Origin of the sequence: Bacillus cereus group sp. MG4 (assembly GCF_040460055.1) — a bacterium.
Taxonomy (GTDB): Bacteria; Bacillota; Bacilli; order Bacillales; family Bacillaceae_G; genus Bacillus_A; species Bacillus_A wiedmannii.
In genome coordinates this window covers 434292-454434 of record NZ_JARVGZ010000001.1, presented here as the reverse complement: position 1 = coordinate 454434, position 20143 = coordinate 434292, and the positions used below count along the sequence as shown (strand labels likewise).

The following is a 20143-nucleotide window of genomic DNA, read 5'->3' as shown; positions in this document are numbered from 1 at the left end:
TGAAAAGTTTCACATTTTACTTAAAATTAAATGCAATAAAATACAAATCTCATACATCGCTGTTTTTTCGTTCATTGTGTTCGTTTGTTTTGTTTAAATAGGTTAATCTATTAATTCTATTAAATCCATCAGTTCAACTATTACATATTAACGTTTCCTTCATATACTATAGTAGATTGTTAGAAAGGAGGCGTAACCATGGATAGTTGCGTTGTGTTTGTAAACGGACAACCTTTTTTAGTTCTTTCAGTAGCTGGTATCGAAATTGCTAGATTAGAGATTTCTCTTCAAGTAGCATTAGCTTTAAGAGTGCTTGGAATACCAATCTGTGATTAATTACCGTACCAATAAAAAAGAGGGCATTAGCTCTCTTTTTTATTTTCTCGCTATCTTTCCTTAATAACAAAAAACGCTAACCAAGTTCATGGCAGCGCCTACGATAATTACTATTTATTTAATCCCTTCTCCAGATTATCTACTACTTTTTTATTTAAATAACTATTTTGTTAAAATTTTTCACCTTTTAACTGAACAAGCATATATTATTGTATGAAGGCAATCCACTTATAGAAATCGACCTTTCTTGTTAAAGAGCATGCCTATATGCGTGCTCTTTTTTATTATGTTTTCTTTCATTTCTGATTAACATTTTTAAACCTCTTCATACTATTTTTTCAACTTTAGGTTACAAACTATTTCTGTAAGCGCAGTGTTTTCTTTGTAAAAAAGGCAGTTAGTTTTATCGACTAACTGCCTTTTTTATATAATATTTAAGATTATTTATAGTTTTAACCATAACAGGACCACCTCTGCACTATTCACTATAAATTTTCATATATTGTCTTATGCTTGTCCAAAACGTAAGGTTATTACTCACGCAATCTAAATGAAAGAAAGGAGTGAAAATATGCGCTCATCTAGTCATAAGTTCACAAACTTTAATTGTGGAGCACAAGCCCCTAGTACACTACCAGCTCTCGGTTTTGCTTTCAATGCTACTTCACCTCAATTTGCAACACTATTTACGCCACTACTACTACCTAGTACGGGCCCAAATCCTAATATTACTGTTCCTGTAATCAATGATACAATTAGTACTGGAACTGGTATTAGAATTCAAGTAGCTGGTATTTATCAAATCAGTTATACATTAACAATCAGTCTTGATAACGTTCCAGTAACCCCGGAAGCAGCGCGCTTTTTCTTGACACTAAACTCATCAACTAATATTATTGCAGGATCTGGAACGGCAGTCCGTTCTAATATTATCGGAACTGGTGAAGTCGATGTATCCAGTGGTGTCATTCTAATTAACTTAAACCCTGGTGATTTAATTCAAATTGTACCCGTTGAAGTAATTGGTACAGTAGATATTCGTTCTGCAGCGTTAACAGTTGCACAAATTCGTTAATAAAAACAATATGTTTGGCTAATTAATATTTAATGTTTCTTATACACACCAAAATATATGTTATAGATTTAACACACATTTATATCAAACAAGCATATTTTATTGTATGGTGACTATCTAGTCATACAAATCTAAAGCGTTCATAAGAGCACACTTATATGTGTGCTTTATTTTTTATGAAAATCAAGCTTTAAACACACACCACTCTAAAACAGCATGCATATTATGTCATGTTTTCTCTTTCAATATACATCTTTGTGCAGAGCGCTTTTCTTAAGCACTCTTTAGCTTTAAAATAACTATTTTGTTCACTTTTTGATACATTTATGAAACATTCATTTGTTATCTTCGGTACGTTCTTTTCTTTTTATAATGTCGTGCGAGATATACCATAACTTGAAGCCTTAGCCTCCCCTAATCCTAGGGCTTCTTCATTTAATACACCTTTCACATCAATGACTTCCACATCACCGTTTGGCAAATAGATCATGAAGTCTGCTTTATATGTAATTGCATCAAATCGTTTTCCATTCTTTTTAAAACCTGTATGCAGAACAAACCATGGTTGCAATTCGATTGCCTGTATTTCACCTGCACCTTGCTTTTCTTTTAACAACTCATAATATTTAGACTGGGCTTCTGAATCAAAGATACAACCATCTAGCTCAACCTTTTTATTGTTATATTTACTCATTGTTTTTCTCTTTTGTTTTATAATTAGCTGATTAATTTCATAGAAACCATTTATCAAACATTCCATGTTTCTTCACCCCTTGAATATTTTTCAAATAATAATACATACTATTTTCAAGCCGCCGTATCCACGGCTAATACTTCTTTCTTTTGTTACAGTAAAAGCAGGTAGGTTCTTAACTTATTTGCTTTTACTGTACGTTTTTTAAATATTAAAAATAATAATAAACTTTTTGAATTAGCATCTTCACTCTTCTCGTAATGGGAATGTAATTTATCACAATTTGCTAACTCATTCTACTCGCTGGCAGACAACCAAAATTGTTGTCTGCTTTATGTATGAGATTTTTCATTTTACATATACTAGTTTTGAGCCTGTTACCAATGCAAGCCATTTTGGTGTTTTGAATTCCGACTAAGCTTTTTGTTGCATAGATTATTACATCTTTGACAACACTGATTTAAAGCGCGTTTTCTGGTTATTCGTAGTTCTAATCCAGAATAATTTTTCTCCTATTAAAGGACAGCAGATATGACTGCTAGTCCTTTTTTCTTATACCGCATATTCCCCCTTCTGGTAGCTTCGAACCACATTGCCCTCATCATTGTAATAAGCAATTCCCCAAAAATGATGACAGTTGTGCTTTTCAATTTCTCCCTCGAACAAAACGAACAAATGAGTTTTCCAGTTCCCAGCGATCGTATTACTCGCATACCCATGTAAGCGAAATGGAGGTTGCGATAATTTTGCATTTTCTTGAAAGCCTGCTCTGCACTGTACATGCGCTTGATATCAAAAACACCTTCATTCTCGCACTTTACATACTTCATAAATTCCGCCATCGACATTGTTATAAATTTTGTTCTGAACTGCTGCCAATACAGAAAACTTGCTTTACTTTCCGTTTTAGCAACAATAATTTTCTCGTTCGGCCAATGTTCGAAAATGGTTGTTAATTTAAATTTGTAAATAAGAAATCTCAATCTTCACACGCCCTTATTTTTTTCATCTACCAAAATGAGTTAAATCATTTATAAACTTCTCTTGTTGCATTTCGATAATTGCGGAATGTGTAATGAAAATACTCTCTCGCTTCAATACCTTTTCTTTCAACTAAAGTGTTCTGCAGAAATAGTAAACATAATAAGTTCCGTTCTCTTTTTGCTGCAGCATAACATTCCAATACCGTTTGAATATGTTACGAATTTCTTTCACCAAATCGTCCAATTCTTTGTTAGCAAAAGATGTTTTCGTATCGTTATACCATTTGATTTTTTCATAATCCGTATCATCAGCAGGGGCGCTAGTACAAATTGCTTTCTCTCGATTTTTTTCGATTAAATATTGTTCATACGTAAGTTACACTTGTTTTTGAATTGCGACATGGTAGTCCCTTTCCCTACTGGTTTTGGACTATAAAATTCTTTTTTTAAGTTTTAAAATTTATTTTAAATACGGTAAATGAAATTTTTATTTTTCCTCGGCATCACCCTTGTTGTATACAAACAAAAAAAGAGCCGCAATATTTTGCGACTCTTTTACAATTATAACTATTTAACGGCCACGTCTTTGCTGACCTTGTTTTGCACTACCTTTTTTATTACTTGGCTTATTAAATGATCGATTATTTTCATTTCTCGAACTATTTCTTGAATCACTTCTTGAGCTATTTCTCGAATCACGTCTTGAACCTTCACGGCTATCTCTTTGACGATTTTGACCTGATTTCTTCGGAGCCGGCTTTGGTACCGGTTTTCCATTTTCATCTACACGTTTTATCTTCGGTTGTTCGATTATTTCTCTTTGTATTGGTGCACCAAGCGTTTTTTCAATTTCTTCTAAATGTTTTTCATCTTTCGCTGCAGCGAACGTAATTGCAAGACCTGATCCACCTGCACGTCCTGTTCGGCCAATGCGGTGAATATAACTTTCTACATCTTCAGGGATATCAAAGTTAAATACGTGCGTTACACCATCTACATCCAGTCCACGAGCTGCTACATCCGTTGCGATTAAGTACTGAATTTTAGCTTCGCGGAAACTCTTCATAACTCTTTCACGTTTCGCTTGAGGTATATCACCATGAAGTTCAGCACAATTATAACCTAGTCCTTTTAAATTATCATAAAGCTTACTTGCTCTAACCTTTGTACGACAGAAAATAACTGCTAAAAATGGCTGATCACGATCCATAACAAAACGAAGTGCATCTGGCTTTGCACGATCTGTCGTCTCAATGACACGCTGCTCAATTGTATCTACCGTTACTTCTTCACTTTGTACTTGAATCATTTGCGGCTCATCCATATAACGCTTCGCCAATTTTTTAATATCTTTTGGCATCGTTGCTGAGAATAACATCGTTTGTTTACTACCAGGTGTCTCATCTAAAATATCTTCAATATCATATAAGAAACCGAAATAAAGCATTTGATCCGCTTCATCTAGTACAATCGTTGAAAGATTACTTAAATCAATTGTTTCACGTCGTATATGATCTAATAATCGACCTGGTGTCGCTACAACAATATGTGTATTACCTTTTAATTTTCTCAATTGTTGTGCTACATCTTGTCCGCCATATATCGCTAGTACATTAATATCTTCTCTTTGAACAAGCATTTTTTTAATTTCAGTTGTAATTTGCAGTGCTAGTTCCCTTGTAGGTGCAACAATTAAAGCCTGAACATCACTAGACTTTGGATCGATTTTTTCTAAAATCGGTAACACGAATGCTAACGTTTTACCTGTTCCTGTTTTCGCCTGCCCAATAATATCTTTACCTGACATAATAACAGGAATTGCCTTCTCTTGAATTGGTGTTGCTTCTGTAATTCCATTTTCACGTAATGTATGATTAAAAGTTTCACTAATTCCTAATTCTAAAAAGTTTTTCAAATAGACCACTTCTTTTCCTTATTTTTCACATTAGCTTTCATTGTACCATTTGTTTCGCCAAATATGAAAAATAAAAAAATTCTTATCTTCTTTTTTTATATTCATCCTGTACTAGATGAACAAATTCTTTTTGCTTTTTCTCAGATTTTATTAATGCTTCCATGTTAGTAGAAGACAAAATGAACTTTTTAATTTTTCTATTACTCCAAATTAATTTTGTATACTTTGTATCTTCGTGTAGCCTTCGAAACCACTCAAATTCACTTAATTTTGCAATATGATGTTTTAATTTCATATCATTTCGAGGATAAAATAAAATTATATCCATAAGGATTTAATTCAAATTGCAGAATCTATGAATTAAAAAAACCGATTTTCGATATGGGAAAGATCGGTTTTTTATTATTTTATACAGTAAGCTTTCCTCCATGATAACAATAATACGTTGCTGCTTTAAGGTTTTTTATTCTCTTTAAAGATTCTTCCGCTTTTTCTATATTTAAACAAAAATTCGGATTAGCTATTACTAATTCACAATTATCTTGAACTGCCGCATCCCCTGTGATTACACATTCTAAGTCCGGAAAATATAATGAAATATGCCCCGAAGTATGTCCTGGGGTCGCTACTATTTGACATTCATCATTTAAAATCATTTGACTATCACTTACTTTTTCATCGACGGAAATATGCCTTATATTTTTTAACTGTTGTATAAACCATTCACCAAATTCTTTCTCTTCAATTGGCATATGTTCTAACATTTCTTCAGCTTGAACTAGTCTCTCTGATTTTATTTCACCATTAATGTAGTTGGATTCTATTTCACTAGCAATAATATTAATGTGAGGATATTTCACTTTGAAATCATATAAAGATCCTATATGATCGTCATCATAATGAGTAATAATTATATTTTTTAAGTTTTTCATCTCATACCCATGTTTTACAATTGCATCTTCAATTAAAGGTAAAAAGTTTATATAACCTGTATCTACTAAAGTTAATTCATTGTTTACTATAATTAAGCTCGGATAAATACATTGTTTTTCCCCATTAAATTCGAATTCAATTGGTAGTTCTATTATCTTCATTTTTCTTCCCCCATACTGCTTATTAAACGTTTAATAATAACTAAATCATCCACATACATTTTACTATACATATCACAAATTAATTTGAATCCAAATGTCCATTTTGTTCAAATTCACGTTTAATGTGTAATTTCTATATAACAAAGAAAAAAGCACCCGTTATGGATGCTTCCTTATCTTACCTGCTCAACTACATAAATCAACTTGAGCCTATCCGAAACCTGATATGTATAGTCTTCATTTTTATGCATATATGTTTCTATTCTATTTATCACTTCAAACATTCTGTCTGAATTCGCACTGAAACGAGATACTGAATCACATAAAACTATTGACCCTTTCTTGTAAAAATTTATAATTTCATAAATATCTCGTTCTAAACAAACATCTCCTACTTGCAAATCCTCTTTCGCTTCATAGTTATAAATCCCCATTCTCATTTTCCCCTCAAATTTTATTTTTTCTTACAATATCCCCTTGTTACATAAATAATACCACGATAAAATTCCAAAACTCAAACTCATCGGCTTCATCTGAGAAAATAAAAAAGCCATCGCCGAAGCGACAACTTTCAAAAAGCTGGGAGAACAGAGAGGGAAAAATGGTTCAAAACAAAGTAACACCTGGAATACTATATGAAGTGGCTAATCGTGCAATTCATACCAGAATCACATTAGAAGCTTATGAATCACCAGCAAGTAAAGGGGCTAGTTCTCATCAATAGATATACCATTAGATTATTTAGAAGTAATTCAACATTGTACGAATGCAGAGATTAATGTAAAAAAATGAACTTTAATACGTATTACCACCAAACGTTATCTGCGTAGTAACTTTACTTGGAACAAACACATACACTGTAAGTCGTTACATAACCAACATTCTATTATTTTGAACAGGTAATTTCCTATTTTTATGGAATATACAATAAGAAAAACAATAAAATTGATTATTTCCCTACTTCTTTGTCTATCCTTTTAAAAAATCGATGTTTTTGTAAAAGGAGTGTATATATGGAGAAACAGACACTTTGGAAAAAATTCAAAAAAAGCTCAGCAAACCTCGGTAAATCTAGCGTATATGAAAGTATTATTTTGTACTACACAATGAGAAAAAAAGGGTTACCTACTAAAGCGAAATTCATCATATTAGCCGCTTTATCCTATTACGTATTAACAATCGACTTCATTCCAGATATAGCTGCTATTATCGGGATTGGCTTATTAGATGATGTTTTAGCAATTGCTATAGCGCATAAATTTGTAATGAGGCACGCAGACGCTGAAATTCGAGAAAAGAGTAAAATTAAAATGGAGACATTATTTACTTCAACACAGGCATAATTAAAAAGAGCTAAGACCATTCCTCTTAGCTCCTCATTTATAAAACTATATTTTTTAAATACTATTTCACTTCATTAGCTACAAAAAACTGCTCACAAACACTTGAAATGCGCTGCAAATCTACGTTTCCACCAGATATAACCGCTACTACTTTTTTCCCTTTAATATATGTATCCACTTTCCCTGCAAGTAGAGCAGCAGTAGCTAATGCACCTGCACCTTCTACAACAGCTTTACCACGCTGTAATAAGTCTTTCATCGCTACTTCTAATTCACCTTCTGATACAGTTACAATATCATCTACTAATTCTTTTACAATTTCAAATGTTAGTTCCCCTGGTATTTTAACTGCGCAACCATCTGCAATAGTAGGCGCCTCATAATGCTCTACAATTGTACCTTTATCGTAAGATGCCTTCATTCCATGAACATTATCTGCTTGGACACCAATTATATTAATGGATGGATTAAAAGATTTCAATGCTACAGAAATACCAGAAATAATTCCGCCTCCACCAATTGGTACAATGACAGTATCTACATCCCACATATCATCAAGAATATCCAAACCAATTGTACCTTGACCAGCCATTACCTCTACATCATCATATGGATGTAAGTATGTTTCACCTGTTTCCCTTATTATCTCCTCACATTTTGCCTTTGCATCATCAAAGGTTTCACCGTATAAAATCACTTCTGATCCATATCCTCTAGTTGCTTCAACTTTCGCCTGAGGTGCTGAAATCGGCATCACAATTTTACTCTTAATACCAAGTAAATGAGCAGATAAAGCAACTCCTTGCGCGTGATTACCGGCGGAACAAGCAATTACTCCTCTCTCTTTTTCTTGATCTGTCAACTGTGACATTTTATTAAACGCACCACGGAATTTAAACGAACCTGTTAATTGCATATTTTCTAATTTCAAATGAATTTCTCCACCCGTTTTACTAGTCAAATAAAAAGATTTTACTAATGGAGTTTTACGAGCATTTCTATCCAGAATGTTTTGAGCTTTTTTAATATCGTCTATATGTAATGGTAGTTTTTTAGTTATCATACTAACACCTCTTCCAATGGTCTATTCCTAAGTTTTCGTATGTAGCAACTCCTTTATACGAAACCATCTATATTAAGAAAAAGTCTTTATATATGTACCCCACTCTGTAATACACACATTTGCAAACAATTTAACATCCTCTTCGTATCGCGTTCTTTATAATCATTTAAACATGCAATTTGGATCCAATTATTCTTTTGTAAATAAGATGACTCATAATGAACAATGTATCCTTGTAACGCTAACGCATCGCCAATCTCCTTAGAAGACTGATTTTCATTTAATTGAATGGTAACTATAATTGGCGCGGCATGTTCTTTAGGTGAAACAAGATTTAGACCCATATTAGTAATAGCTTGTTCAATATATGCATACGTCTCGTTTATTTTTTCAAATACTTTTGCATCTTCAAATCTCTTTAATGCTTCTTGCAGTGCATAAATTAAATTCCATGAATGAGAATATGGAATACTTTCATTTTCTTCGTACATACCAACGTCCATATAGGCCGGTAATGTCTCGTTTACTTTCACATTATGATTATAAAAAACGAAAGATAATCCAGTAAACGATTTAATTGCCTTTCCGCTAACACCGCTTGCAAAATATACATCCTTCAAGTCTATCGGTATTGCTCCAATCGAACTGATACAATCTACACATAGCTTCACATTATACTTTTTACTTAAAACATTTAGCTCGTCTAAATCATTTAACATTCCGGTTGATGTTTCATGGTGAACAAACCAAAGCCATTCATAATTGCCAGTTCCCATTATTTTTTCTAATTCGGTATAAATAAACGGTTCTCCCATTCCTTTTTTATACGTATCAAAATGTAATTGCGCGCGTGCTGCATGTCCAACTACTCTATTACCAAATTCCCCATTTGTTAATACTAGTCCTTTCCCTTTTAAAGAACGTAACTGTAAAGCAATGGCCTCATTTGCTAACGTCCCTGTTCCTATCATAAGTTGTACATGCTTTGCTTTTGTCATGTGAAGTAACCGTTTTTTCACATTGTCCATCGTCACTTGAAATGACTTAGAACGATGCGAAATAGGCTTAGTAGAAAATGCCTTTCGAACATTTTCTTCAATATCTACTGGACCAGGTAAAAACGTATATTCTTTCGTCATAATTCCCCCAACACTCGATGCTTCAAACATAGCAGGGGTAACATACATTGGCTGGAAGGCTGCTTCTTCTGTACCAACTAACGTATGGAAAGATTTGAATCCCATTTGCTCATATAAAGGTAGTTCACGTGTTGTAGCAGAAATGAGTGCCAATTCATATCCGTTTAGAAGCAAATAACGATGTAAAAAGCGAATTAAACCTAACAACGCTCTTCCAATTCTATATTCACGTTCTACTGAAAGTAAACGAATTTCATATACGTTTTCTCCATGTTCTTGCAAATAATAATCTAGATTTGGAATTTTATTATCTAACGAGAATGGTCGTTTTCCTCGCAATGTAACCATACCTACTAACTTATCGTCATCTAAACAAATTAAATATGTATTTTCTTCATGGAAACGATCTATACGAACACGCTCTTTCGTTTCTTCATGTTGCGGAATTTCTTCTACAAATGTTTTATAATTCAACTTATGTATACTTTCAAATTCCCAAGCTTGATCAGCAACTTTATAAATTAACCCCATGTTGTATCTCCTTTATGTATTTAATAAAAATTATAAGTGGAGATTAACTCCACTTATAAAAAGTTCATTTCATTCTCGATTTACATATAAAATAAGTACAATTATAAGTGCACTTAAAATAGTCGTAACAATAGAGTAAGAATACAAAATCATACAAACTGGTAAACAAGCGATTGTAATTAGTCCTGGCTTAGTAAATCCTTTAAAGATTAAATAAAATATAATGAAAACAGCAACAAGGGTAAGCGCTATCAAATAATCAAATGCAATTAATCCTCCAATAAATGTTGAAATGCCTTTTCCACCCTTGCCTTTAAATACAATCGGGTAAATATGTCCAAGTAAAACAGCCAGTAAAGCTAACATTACAAATGTAGAATCTTCAAAAAGGTATTTTGCAATAGAAACTACGATTGCCCCTTTGATTGCATCACCTAAAAATGTAGCGACGAAATACCCTTTTCCATATACGCGCCCCATATTTCTTGCGCCAGGATTACCGCTTCCTTCCTGCCGAATATCAACATTATGTTTCCATTTCGTCACTATATAAGCGGTCAATATGTTTCCAAATAAATAAGAAGCCACCAAACACAAAAATTGCATACTATTAATCATGTAATCATTCACTTTCTACATGGGAGTACTTATACAATATTCAATGACTATGTATATTGTACTTTTCTTGCTTTACATCCCTTTATACATTTTAACATCATATATTTACAAATCATACAAAAATTCTCATACAGCTATTTATTAAAATATATATTTTTCATTAAATAATATGTTCCTTTCACTGCTGTTTCTGATTGTGATACAAATGTAACTTCTCCTATACTCTTCTCACAGCATGTCTTAAATTCACCATATATTTCAGGAACGAAATGCAATATGCTGCCACTTACTGCAATTGAAGTTGATAAATCAAACTGCATCTTATTGTAAATATTCACCGTAATTCTCGTTAATTCCGTAGCCGCTTGCAAAATAATTTTAAGTGCGTCATCATTCCCATTTCTCGCTTCCTCAATAATGAATGGTGCAATTGCTGCAACTTTATCTTTTGAAAAACTATATACTAGTCTTTTTAAATGAGACGATGTTAAAAGTTGAAACTCTTCTTGAATTCTTAAGCTTAATGGGCAAAGTGGAACTCCTTGTTCAAATTGATTTGCCATTCTCTTTAAACCTTGTAACGCAATCCAATATCCGCTTCCTTCATCTCCTAAAATATGTCCCCATCCACCGCTATACTCGTACACTTCCCCTTTCTTTCCTAAACAAATCGCACCTGTACCGCCAATTGTTAAAATTCCATCCTTTCCTTTTAAAGCAGCTGCATGAGCAATCATCGCGTCATTAAAAACTTCAATTTGTGTTCCGTACTTCTTTTTTAGACGTAATGTTAATTCATTCGTATTTGCTCCACTTACACCCGCTAATCCTAAACAAATACAAACGCAATCCCCATTTAATAACCCTCTCTGGCATTGATCAATCGCTTCCATAATATGAAAAAGTGCTTCTTCAAAATCTATTAATATATTTCCAAAACCACTCGTAGCCCTTTCAAGTTCACTTCCATCTTGATCAAATGCAATTGCTTCTGTCTTTGTTCCCCCGCCGTCTACTCCAATCATATATTTCATATGTTCGCCTCATTCTCTTCAAATTGGAGGGAATGTTATGTTCCCTAAAACTACAGATTGCTTTGCACCTGTTGCGCTTGGTACATTACTCGGATTACGATGATACGTTTCGTTTGCTAAAATTGCAAAGGCGATTGCTTCTTTCGCCTCTGAAGAATAGCCTATATCTTCTTGAATGAATATGGCGCATTTTTCATCCTTCAATCCATACCGTATCATTTCAACAAGTGTACGATTATAACTGCCGCCACCGCCTAAAATCACCTCATCGATTTCATAATACGGCAGAATAAACTCCTTATACTGATGAACAATTGAACTTGCTGTAAACATCGTGACAGTCGTCAATATATTTTCTTTACTATGCTTTTCATACTTTTTCAACAACTTACTGACAAATTCTTCGCCAAACTGTTCTCTACCAGTTGATTTCGGTGGATTCATTTTCAAAAATGGATGGTTCATACAATAGGTCAATATTTCATCTACAACTACTCCCTGTTTTGCAATCTTACCATTTTGATCATATGACAACTGAAATAGCCTTTGACACATTTCATCAATTACCATATTCCCTGGGCCAGTATCAAAAGCTATAACGTTCTTATCACTTAGGTGACTTGGTATTACGGTAACATTACCGATCCCGCCAATATTTTGTAGTAGTCTATTTTTAGTTGGATGACGATACAAAATAATCTCTGAATATGGTACAAGTGGTGCACCTTGTCCCCCTGCTGCGATATCCATCGTTCGAAAATTAGAAATAACCGTCGTATTCGTTTCATATGCTATAACTGCTGGTTCTCCAATTTGCAATGTGGAAGGAATCATATTACCATCTTGCTTTGGCTGATGATAAATCGTTTGTCCATGAGAACCTATTAAATCTAATTGTTTCAAAGGAAAATTGACCTCTTTACAAACTTCCTTTACAGCGTTGGCGAAACATAAACCGAGTTTGAAATTTAAACTGCATATGAGTTGTACATTTGAATTTTCTATTGATAATGCCTGTTGGATTTCATTTTTCATATCATTACTAAATGGAACTGTAGTAAAATGGATGAGTTCAACTTTAGAATCTACACCGCTTCCTTCTATATGAACGAGTGCTACATCTATTCCGTCTAACGAAGTACCGGACATTACCCCTGCAATATACATAACATGCATAACCTCCTATTTACTAAAAAACAATCATGTAAGTTACAAATGTACAACCGATTGAAAAAAATATGAATCTAAAAAATAACTGAGCTTTTGATGCAAACGATCCATCAATGAAAGAAACAACTACTGTAAGCAAAATACTTGCCGCAATGCTTGTAACGAGCCATATACTATGCATTTGTGATAGATTTAGCATTCTTAATAAAGGTACAAAAAGTAAATTCGCACATATCACTCCAAATAATAATAAAAATACACCTTTATAACTAAATTTTATATTCATTCCAATTCATCCTCTCTGGACTTCATGTGAAAGAAGTGATAGGCAAAATGCTTATCACTCATAAATACAGTATAAAACTTACAGATTAACAGATTCTCCATCGCCATTCTTTTCAATTTCAAGCATATTTTTGTCATACATTTTAAAGAATGGTAGGTAAATAAGGAATGATATTGCTATATTTATTAAAACTAATACAACTGCACGCCAATCTCCCCCTGTAGCTAAATACGCACCAATTGGAGCTGGTAGTGTCCACGGTGGCATAATGTGTGTTGGTGTTACAAATCCCATTGCAGTTGCAGAATAGGCTATAGTAGCTGTTACTAGTGGTGTAATAACGAAAGGAATAATTAAGATTGGATTCAATACAATCGGCAAACCGAATATAACCGGTTCATTAATATTAAAAATACCAGGTACAATACAACTTCTCGATAATGCTTTCGAATATTTTGATCTACCAAAAACGATCATGGCTAATACAAGTCCTAGCGTTGCGCCCGAACCACCAATCCATATAAACCATTGGTATAATGGTTCTGGTGAAATGAATGGTAACTGATTTGCGCCACTAGCAACTGCTTCACCATTTTTCCCTAAATATACTTCCCATAATGGCCGGGCAACAGTTCCAACAACCGACACACCATGGATTCCGAATGACCAAAAAAACGTAATTAAAAATACTGGAATGATTACACCGAAGTAACTATCACCAGCTTTTACTAACGGTGCCGCTAATTTATCAACTACATGATGTAAATCAATACTAAAAACGACAGTTACTAAACTCATTAAAATAATAACGAATGCAGCAGGTATAAGTGCTTCAAACGAACGTGAAACAGACGGTGGTACTTGTTCTGGCATTTTAATCATTACATTTTTCGTCTTACAAAATCTTAAAATCTCAACTGATAAAATAGAAACAATCATTGTCACGAATAATCCATGACCTCCGAGATTTGTCATGGGAAGCATAAACCCTTTTTTATCAATTAATTCAGGCGTTAATGTTAATAGTAATGAACATACTGCAAGCTGTGCTCCTGATAAAGCATCTAGCTTATAACTTTTCGCTAAATTATACCCTATTCCAAATGCTATATATAAAGACATAATAAACATCGTTAAACGATATGGTATTAATATACTCGTTTGATTTTTTAATGCCCAAACAGATATGAAACTATCTTTCGGTAATGGTGGAAATGCTACGATTAAAAAGAAACTTCCTACAATAATAAATGGTAACGCTGAAATAACTCCATCACGGATTGCTTGTAAATGCCTCTGTTCAGAAAGCCTCGCCATCGGTCCAGATAAGTTTCTATCAAGAAACGTGACAAATTTATTCATAACGCTTCCCCCTAACGAATTAAATCATTTACAGTTTTTAATAAAGTCGGTCCGCCAAGCGGCGTGTATGCTTGTGGCGGTATGATACCGCACGGGATAGATTCCTCTTCTGCGAATTTTTTAACAGAGTCAAATCTATGTCTTACTTGAGGTGCAACCATTACAACGTCCCAACCATTCTTTACTTCTTCCTCTATCTCACTTGTTCCAATGGCATGGACTTCCATGTTTACACCTTTTTTCTCCGCCTCTTTTTTTAAAGCGTTTACAACAATTGCACTGGACATCCCTCCAGAACACACGAATAAAACCTTCATTTATTAATCCTCCTATACTTATAAATTATCCCCTTCGGATGAAAGGAAGTTTCACTTTACTAACAAGCATATGAAGAAGTAAAAGAATTTAGTTATATTGAAAGTAAATTTCAGTAAAAATATTTTCCCTATTAAATTAATGTTTCAATATTTATTTTTCTCAATTGTAAGTACAACCTCACCTCGGATATCATATTAGTTAACCATATAATAGGGAGGCGTATAAATTATCATGAAACGTTTATTAATGATATGTTGTATCGTCATCTTTTTTATTCCTTTCTCTTTCATTTCTCCTCACTCTACTTACGCTGAAGTAAATACTACGTATAAAAAACATGAATTACGTGCTGTATGGATCGCATCTGTTCTTAATATTGATTGGCCCTCAAAAACCGGCTTGCCAATTGAAAATCAAAAACAAGAATTTATTAGATTATTAGACGATGTAAAAAACACTGGTATGAATGCAGTCGTTGTACAAATTAAACCAACTGCTGATGCTTTTTATCCTTCAAATTACGGTCCTTGGTCTGAATACATTACAGGTACACAAGGAAAAGACCCTGGTTATGACCCGCTCGCATTTATGATTGAAGAAGCTCATAAAAGAAATATAGAATTCCACGCATGGATTAATCCATACCGAATAACGATGAATCACACTAATATAAATCGGTTATCGGATAATCACCCTGCAAAACAGCACCCGGATTGGGTTGTACCTTATGGAGGAAAGTTATATTACAACCCTGGCATTCCAGAAGTAAAAAAATTTATAACTGAAGGTGCTTTAGAAATCGTGCAAAATTACGATATTGACGCTTTGCATATGGATGATTATTTTTATCCATATAAAGTAGCGGGTGAACAATTCCCCGATCAAAAAACGTACGAAACGTATAATAACGGTAGATTTACTAATATAGAGGATTGGCGACGTGACAATGTAAATGAACTTGTAAGAGATTTAAATACTGCTATAAAACAAGAAAAATCATACGTAAAGTTTGGTATAAGTCCGTTCGGCGTATGGCGAAATATAGCCGACGATCCAACTGGCTCTAACACAACTGCAGGTCAAAGAAACTATGATGACCTTTACGCTGACACACGTGAATGGATACAAAAAGGATATATTGATTACATTACACCGCAAATATATTGGAATATTGGTTTCACACCAGCTGCGTATGACATATTAGTAGATTGGTGGGTAAAAGAAACAAATAATAAACCGATTCACCTATACATCGGTCAGGCAGCCTATAAAATTAATAATAATTCTGTCCCAGCTTGGTCTGATCCAGAAGAATACCCGAGACAAATTGGATTAAATCGGTTATATCCTGAAATAAAAGGTAGTATGCATTTTAGCTTAAAAGATATGAATAACAATCCTCTAGGAATTAAAGATAGACTCACAAACGACATATATAAACATCCTGCATTAATCCCGCCTATGCCTTGGCTTGATCATGATCCACCAAAACAACCGACTTTAAAAGGTGCTATTCCAAGAGATGAAGGTATTGCAGTAGGTATCATTGATAATAGAGAGAATGACTCTGCTTATTACGCCATTTACCGTGTGGATGGAAAAAATGAAGTGGATATACAAAATCCAAAAAATTTACTTACTACTGTAAGAAAAACAAAACTTGGAGAGATTTATGTAGATAAAACAGCTATTTCTGGAGAAACGTATACGTATGTAGTAACTGCAGTTGATCGATTGCATAATGAAAGTGTTCCTTCTAGTAAAACTACAGTTAAAGCAAAATAACATCTAATAAAAAAAGCGCCTTAAAAGCTATGAACTATAGCTTTAAGGCACCTTTTTTATTTATTCTTAAACTTTTCAGTCGCTGCTCTCATTTTCACATTCAAATCGTGATCAATCGAGTCACGAATATCTCGCTCGACTACTTCCATTTCTTTTTGGAAATTTTGCAAGTAGATTTTTAATTCTTCTTCTTTTTCTGGTCGCTGTGAAGGTGGTAATTGTACGACTAACGATAGCATCCCTGTTAAATCTTTCATTAAGAACGTTTCAAGTTTATGTTGTTGTTCAAACATACGCTGCTCCTGATAATACGGCAAGGCATTTAATACGGAAATTGTAATTTCATCAACCGTTCTTTGTAATGAAGGGTTTATTGAGCGTTTATACGTTTGAATTGTATTTAATGCATCTGGATATCGATCATAAAAATACAATTTATAAAACGAAAGGTCTGATGGTTTTACTGTTTGCTGCGTTTCTTGTCTTAAAAAATCTTTTACTTTCATCGCTGCTATATCAATATCTTCATTTGTAAGTTTTTTCGTTGTTTTTGCCATTACATGTACTTTTTTCTGTTTTTCTTTCGGTAACATTGAGAATACTTGCTCTCTCGTACGTTGACCCGATGCACAGAAAAGAGTGTTTAATGTATATTGTTCTTTCTTTCCTTCCGTACGAATCCAGCGATAAAAGAGTGGGTGTTGTGTAAATTCTTGTAGAAACGGTAATGATTTATTCGATAACTTATCTAAAGAATCATGTGCTCTTTTATATGGTTTCGTCCATGAAAAATACAGTTTACGTCCGAAATATACAACTAAAACAACGACAGTAAATGCGATTAAAAGCAATGTACCCAATAGTACTAATACTGTTTGAATGAAACTCATTTTTTCACCTCCTCTAAAAGTCTGTTATTTTCTTGGACGCTGAATGAGTTTTTGTTTCATTTCATCATTAAATGTGTCTAATTCAATTACAAACTTCTTACTTGACTCAATAATACGTTCTGATGATTTCTCAGAAGCTTCAATCGCAGCAAATACATTTTGGAATGATTCACGTAATTTATCCATGCTAATAGCAGGATTTTCAAGAAGTTTTGTTGTTTCTTCTGTATTTTGTTTTAATGCTTGTGAGTTACTTAATACCATAGATTCAATTGCTTCATTTGTCGCATTCACTGCATCAATTGTTTTACGCTGATTTGTTAACGCTAGCTGGATAGCAGCTGAAACTGTTACAACGTTTTGCGTCATCGTAATTGCATTACGAATTGCCTCTGTTAACTTTTCATTATTTTTCTTAATAATGTCTACAGATGCGATAGATTGTAATAGTACACTTTTCGCTTGCTGCATATTTCGTGTACGTACTAGAATTTTTTCTAATGCATCGTTAATTAATGGAATATCTCTTTGACGTTCTGGATTTTGTTTCTCAGCTTCCAGCATACCAGCGAGTTTTCTTCCTAAGTATACTTGTTTATCAAGAGCGTGAATTTTATCGTGCGATTGTTCTTTAAGCATTTCAAGACCAACTGTATCTTCTTGTAAGTTGTCACGACCAATTAGAAGGGATCTTATAATCTCTTCAATTTGTTTATCTATAGATTGATATTTATGCACGTATGTTTCAAGTGGATTTTTCTTGAATACTTTAAACATAATTTTCTTCATACCACTTGCTTTTAATGAATTCGGATCAAGCTCTGATACCACTTTTCGTAATTCTAACAATGTATTTGGAATTTCTTCATTCTTTCCATTCATCATCGCTGTTACAGGACGTTTTAATGCTGATAACGTTTGTCCTGCTGCTTGTTGTTCTTTATCCCCTAAATCTCCTAGCTGTGACAATACTTTTGATAAATCCGTATTTTGCTCGCTATTTAATTTTTGTACATAAAGATCAGCTTCTTTATTCAGTTCCTCTAATTCTTGATCTTTTATAACTGTATCTACCACTACTTCTACATTATTATCTTTCACAATGGATACAGGTTCTTTTTTCTCGAGTTCAGTCAACAAAATCGCTCCTTTATTTATATGTGCGAATTTATATGCACTATATTTCATCTATTATATCGTATTTCATATACATTCTAACTGCTTGAAATCGATTTTTTTAGAAATGCCTGTTTATGCAGTCATTCCCTGTTTCTTAGTATAAGTATACCTGTTCTCAACATTATTTTCCTCAGACTTAAGACCTAGAGAACAACATGCTGAAGGCGGATTCTTCGTATGTTACGTATATAAATTACGTCCTTCCCATCCTACTGTACTCAATCTTTTGACATACAACCTTTTTCAATGTGATAATTATATTACGCTCAATCCTAACTCTTCTTAAGCGCTACAAATGCTCCATTTTGAAATGCCAATAAGACTGTTTCAAACATTTCATCTTCTTCAATCATTTTTCTAAACTCGGCTAACTCACTTGCATGAGAGGTTGCGTTATCAACAACAAGAAAACCCTTTGGTTGTAAAATGCGTTTTATATGCTCAAGCCACCACATGTATTGCGTCCGCTCTGAATCTAGGAAAATAAAATCAAATGAATGATCTAGTTGCACATCTAAAAATGCCCCTGCTTCTTGATTATGAACATCAATCCTTTGTAAAAGATTTGCCTTTTCAAAATTGACAAGTGCCTCTCCAACTCGTTCTGAAGAAAGCTCTACAGTTGTTACATTTCCATTTGTTTCTTCTACCGCGCTAGCTAACCACAATGTAGAATAACCATTAGAAGTTCCAATTTCTAAAATGTTTTTTGCGCTACATCCTTTTACTAAAATTGATAAAAATTGCCCCATCTCACGAGAAATATTCCGTAATTTTTCTTCCCGTGTTTTTTTATTTCGATCATGCTCTTCTCCATATTGTTCAAGTTGAAATAATAATGAATCTAACGTATCCATTCTTTTCATCGCCTTTCCAAGCAATATGATGAAAAAGCTCTTGCTGCCCGTCTACTTTCATTATATGCGAAACGAAATCCTTTTTCTCGTTATATGACAAAGATTTAATTTTTTTTATAGCATATTGTTTCGTTTTTTGGTAAAGTTAATTTCTACGTGCAATTATTCCATTCATACTATTTTTAATTCAATTGCAGTTGTTAAATCATATAAACCCCAATTAAATGAATCGGTATTTCAAATTCAATTAAGCGCCCTTTCCGGACGCATTTTCTTTTGTTTATATATTTCTAGAAGAAAGGATGCTTACAATGAACGTGATTAGCTTAGATGCTGCTCGAAAACGAAAACAGCATAAAAAATTAATGATTACTATACCAATTATTTCACGTATTTATGAAGAAGATGGGGAAATTAAATTTGAGGTAGCAGGCGAAAAAGATGTACCTCTTGAAATGTTAGAGAAATAAA

At 33.5% G+C, this 20143-nt stretch carries 22 protein-coding genes and 1 pseudogene; 6 read left to right on the top strand and 17 right to left on the bottom strand.

Going from position 1 to position 20143, the window contains the following annotated elements:
- The first annotated feature begins 198 nt into the window (after positions 1-198).
- Both QCI41_RS02345 and exsF read left to right on the top strand, forming a co-directional pair.
- Positions 199-336: a DUF3956 domain-containing protein gene (locus QCI41_RS02345; RefSeq protein ID WP_000376554.1), complete on the top strand. Its 138-nt coding sequence runs from the start codon at positions 199-201 to the stop codon at positions 334-336.
- A 571-nt stretch (positions 337-907) separates the two neighbouring features.
- Positions 908-1411, top strand: a complete 504-nt coding sequence (exsF, locus tag QCI41_RS02340) for an exosporium protein ExsF (RefSeq protein ID WP_353838487.1) — start codon at positions 908-910, stop codon at positions 1409-1411.
- A 367-nt stretch (positions 1412-1778) separates the two neighbouring features.
- Here exsF and QCI41_RS02335 read toward each other — a convergent pair whose 3' ends face one another.
- From QCI41_RS02335 to QCI41_RS02310, 6 genes are all read right to left on the bottom strand, one after another.
- Entirely contained in the window at positions 1779-2171 is a 393-nt protein-coding gene (locus QCI41_RS02335; protein WP_353838488.1) for a DUF1064 domain-containing protein, read from the bottom strand.
- Positions 2172-2620: 449 nt separating this feature from the next.
- Positions 2621-3088 carry a hypothetical protein gene (locus tag QCI41_RS02330; protein ID WP_353838489.1) on the bottom strand — a complete coding sequence of 156 codons (468 nt, stop codon included), beginning with the start codon at positions 3086-3088 and terminating at the stop codon, positions 2621-2623.
- A gap of 571 nt (positions 3089-3659) precedes the next feature.
- A complete protein-coding gene (locus QCI41_RS02325; protein WP_353838491.1) occupies positions 3660-5012 on the bottom strand; it encodes a DEAD/DEAH box helicase in 1353 nt (450 codons plus the stop codon).
- 73 nt (positions 5013-5085) lie between these two features.
- A complete protein-coding gene (locus tag QCI41_RS02320) occupies positions 5086-5331 on the bottom strand; it encodes a hypothetical protein (protein ID WP_264462418.1) in 246 nt (81 codons plus the stop codon).
- 79 nt (positions 5332-5410) lie between these two features.
- Positions 5411-6097, bottom strand: coding sequence for an MBL fold metallo-hydrolase (locus tag QCI41_RS02315; RefSeq protein ID WP_088080033.1), 687 nt, complete (start codon positions 6095-6097; stop codon positions 5411-5413).
- Between the two features lie 173 nt (positions 6098-6270).
- Positions 6271-6531 (bottom strand): hypothetical protein, encoded by a 261-nt coding sequence (locus QCI41_RS02310; protein WP_000513510.1) that lies wholly within the window; start codon positions 6529-6531, stop codon positions 6271-6273.
- A 167-nt stretch (positions 6532-6698) separates the two neighbouring features.
- Here QCI41_RS02310 and QCI41_RS02305 point away from each other — a divergent pair.
- Both QCI41_RS02305 and QCI41_RS02300 read left to right on the top strand, forming a co-directional pair.
- Positions 6699-6883, top strand: a pseudogene (locus tag QCI41_RS02305) (hypothetical protein); the annotation flags it as partial.
- A 227-nt stretch (positions 6884-7110) separates the two neighbouring features.
- Positions 7111-7440 (top strand): YkvA family protein, encoded by a 330-nt coding sequence (locus tag QCI41_RS02300; RefSeq protein ID WP_000415075.1) that lies wholly within the window; start codon positions 7111-7113, stop codon positions 7438-7440.
- A 61-nt stretch (positions 7441-7501) separates the two neighbouring features.
- On the opposite strand, the gene tdcB is transcribed toward QCI41_RS02300, so the two are convergent.
- The 8 genes from tdcB to QCI41_RS02260 all read right to left on the bottom strand — a co-directional run bounded on the left by tdcB (position 7502) and on the right by QCI41_RS02260 (position 14960).
- Entirely contained in the window at positions 7502-8503 is a 1002-nt protein-coding gene (gene tdcB, locus QCI41_RS02295) for a bifunctional threonine ammonia-lyase/L-serine ammonia-lyase TdcB (protein WP_088080030.1), read from the bottom strand.
- Positions 8504-8589: 86 nt separating this feature from the next.
- Complete coding sequence (locus QCI41_RS02290) at positions 8590-10173, bottom strand: aminotransferase class V-fold PLP-dependent enzyme (protein WP_353838492.1); 1584 nt, start codon at positions 10171-10173, stop codon at positions 8590-8592.
- A 69-nt stretch (positions 10174-10242) separates the two neighbouring features.
- Positions 10243-10791 (bottom strand): glycerol-3-phosphate 1-O-acyltransferase PlsY, encoded by a 549-nt coding sequence (gene plsY, locus QCI41_RS02285; RefSeq protein ID WP_088080028.1) that lies wholly within the window; start codon positions 10789-10791, stop codon positions 10243-10245.
- A gap of 134 nt (positions 10792-10925) precedes the next feature.
- Positions 10926-11825: a BadF/BadG/BcrA/BcrD ATPase family protein gene (locus QCI41_RS02280; protein ID WP_353838493.1), complete on the bottom strand. Its 900-nt coding sequence runs from the start codon at positions 11823-11825 to the stop codon at positions 10926-10928.
- Positions 11826-11843: 18 nt separating this feature from the next.
- Positions 11844-12992 (bottom strand): anhydro-N-acetylmuramic acid kinase AnmK, encoded by a 1149-nt coding sequence (gene anmK, locus QCI41_RS02275; protein WP_353838494.1) that lies wholly within the window; start codon positions 12990-12992, stop codon positions 11844-11846.
- A gap of 22 nt (positions 12993-13014) precedes the next feature.
- On the bottom strand, positions 13015-13281 hold the full coding sequence (locus tag QCI41_RS02270; RefSeq protein ID WP_001021976.1) for a hypothetical protein: 267 nt from the start codon (positions 13279-13281) through the stop codon (positions 13015-13017).
- Between the two features lie 78 nt (positions 13282-13359).
- Entirely contained in the window at positions 13360-14643 is a 1284-nt protein-coding gene (locus QCI41_RS02265) for a PTS sugar transporter subunit IIC (RefSeq protein WP_353838496.1), read from the bottom strand.
- An 11-nt stretch (positions 14644-14654) separates the two neighbouring features.
- Positions 14655-14960 carry a PTS sugar transporter subunit IIB gene (locus QCI41_RS02260; protein WP_000865894.1) on the bottom strand — a complete coding sequence of 102 codons (306 nt, stop codon included), beginning with the start codon at positions 14958-14960 and terminating at the stop codon, positions 14655-14657.
- Positions 14961-15186: 226 nt separating this feature from the next.
- On the opposite strand from QCI41_RS02260, the gene QCI41_RS02255 reads away from it, so the two are divergent.
- Positions 15187-16746 carry a glycoside hydrolase family 10-like protein gene (locus QCI41_RS02255; protein WP_353838886.1) on the top strand — a complete coding sequence of 520 codons (1560 nt, stop codon included), beginning with the start codon at positions 15187-15189 and terminating at the stop codon, positions 16744-16746.
- Positions 16747-16802: 56 nt separating this feature from the next.
- On the opposite strand, the gene QCI41_RS02250 is transcribed toward QCI41_RS02255, so the two are convergent.
- The 3 genes from QCI41_RS02250 to QCI41_RS02240 form a co-directional block, all read right to left on the bottom strand.
- Positions 16803-17636: a DUF3974 domain-containing protein gene (locus QCI41_RS02250; protein ID WP_353838497.1), complete on the bottom strand. Its 834-nt coding sequence runs from the start codon at positions 17634-17636 to the stop codon at positions 16803-16805.
- 24 nt (positions 17637-17660) lie between these two features.
- Positions 17661-18773 carry a toxic anion resistance protein gene (locus QCI41_RS02245; RefSeq protein WP_000137410.1) on the bottom strand — a complete coding sequence of 371 codons (1113 nt, stop codon included), beginning with the start codon at positions 18771-18773 and terminating at the stop codon, positions 17661-17663.
- 314 nt (positions 18774-19087) lie between these two features.
- The gene (locus QCI41_RS02240) at positions 19088-19681 is read right to left on the bottom strand and encodes an O-methyltransferase (protein WP_088080050.1); all 594 of its coding nucleotides are present in this window, start codon (positions 19679-19681) and stop codon (positions 19088-19090) included.
- A 302-nt stretch (positions 19682-19983) separates the two neighbouring features.
- Here QCI41_RS02240 and QCI41_RS02235 point away from each other — a divergent pair, with 302 nt between their 5' ends.
- The gene (locus tag QCI41_RS02235; RefSeq protein WP_001100983.1) at positions 19984-20142 is read left to right on the top strand and encodes a hypothetical protein; all 159 of its coding nucleotides are present in this window, start codon (positions 19984-19986) and stop codon (positions 20140-20142) included.
- Position 20143 lies beyond the last annotated feature (1 nt).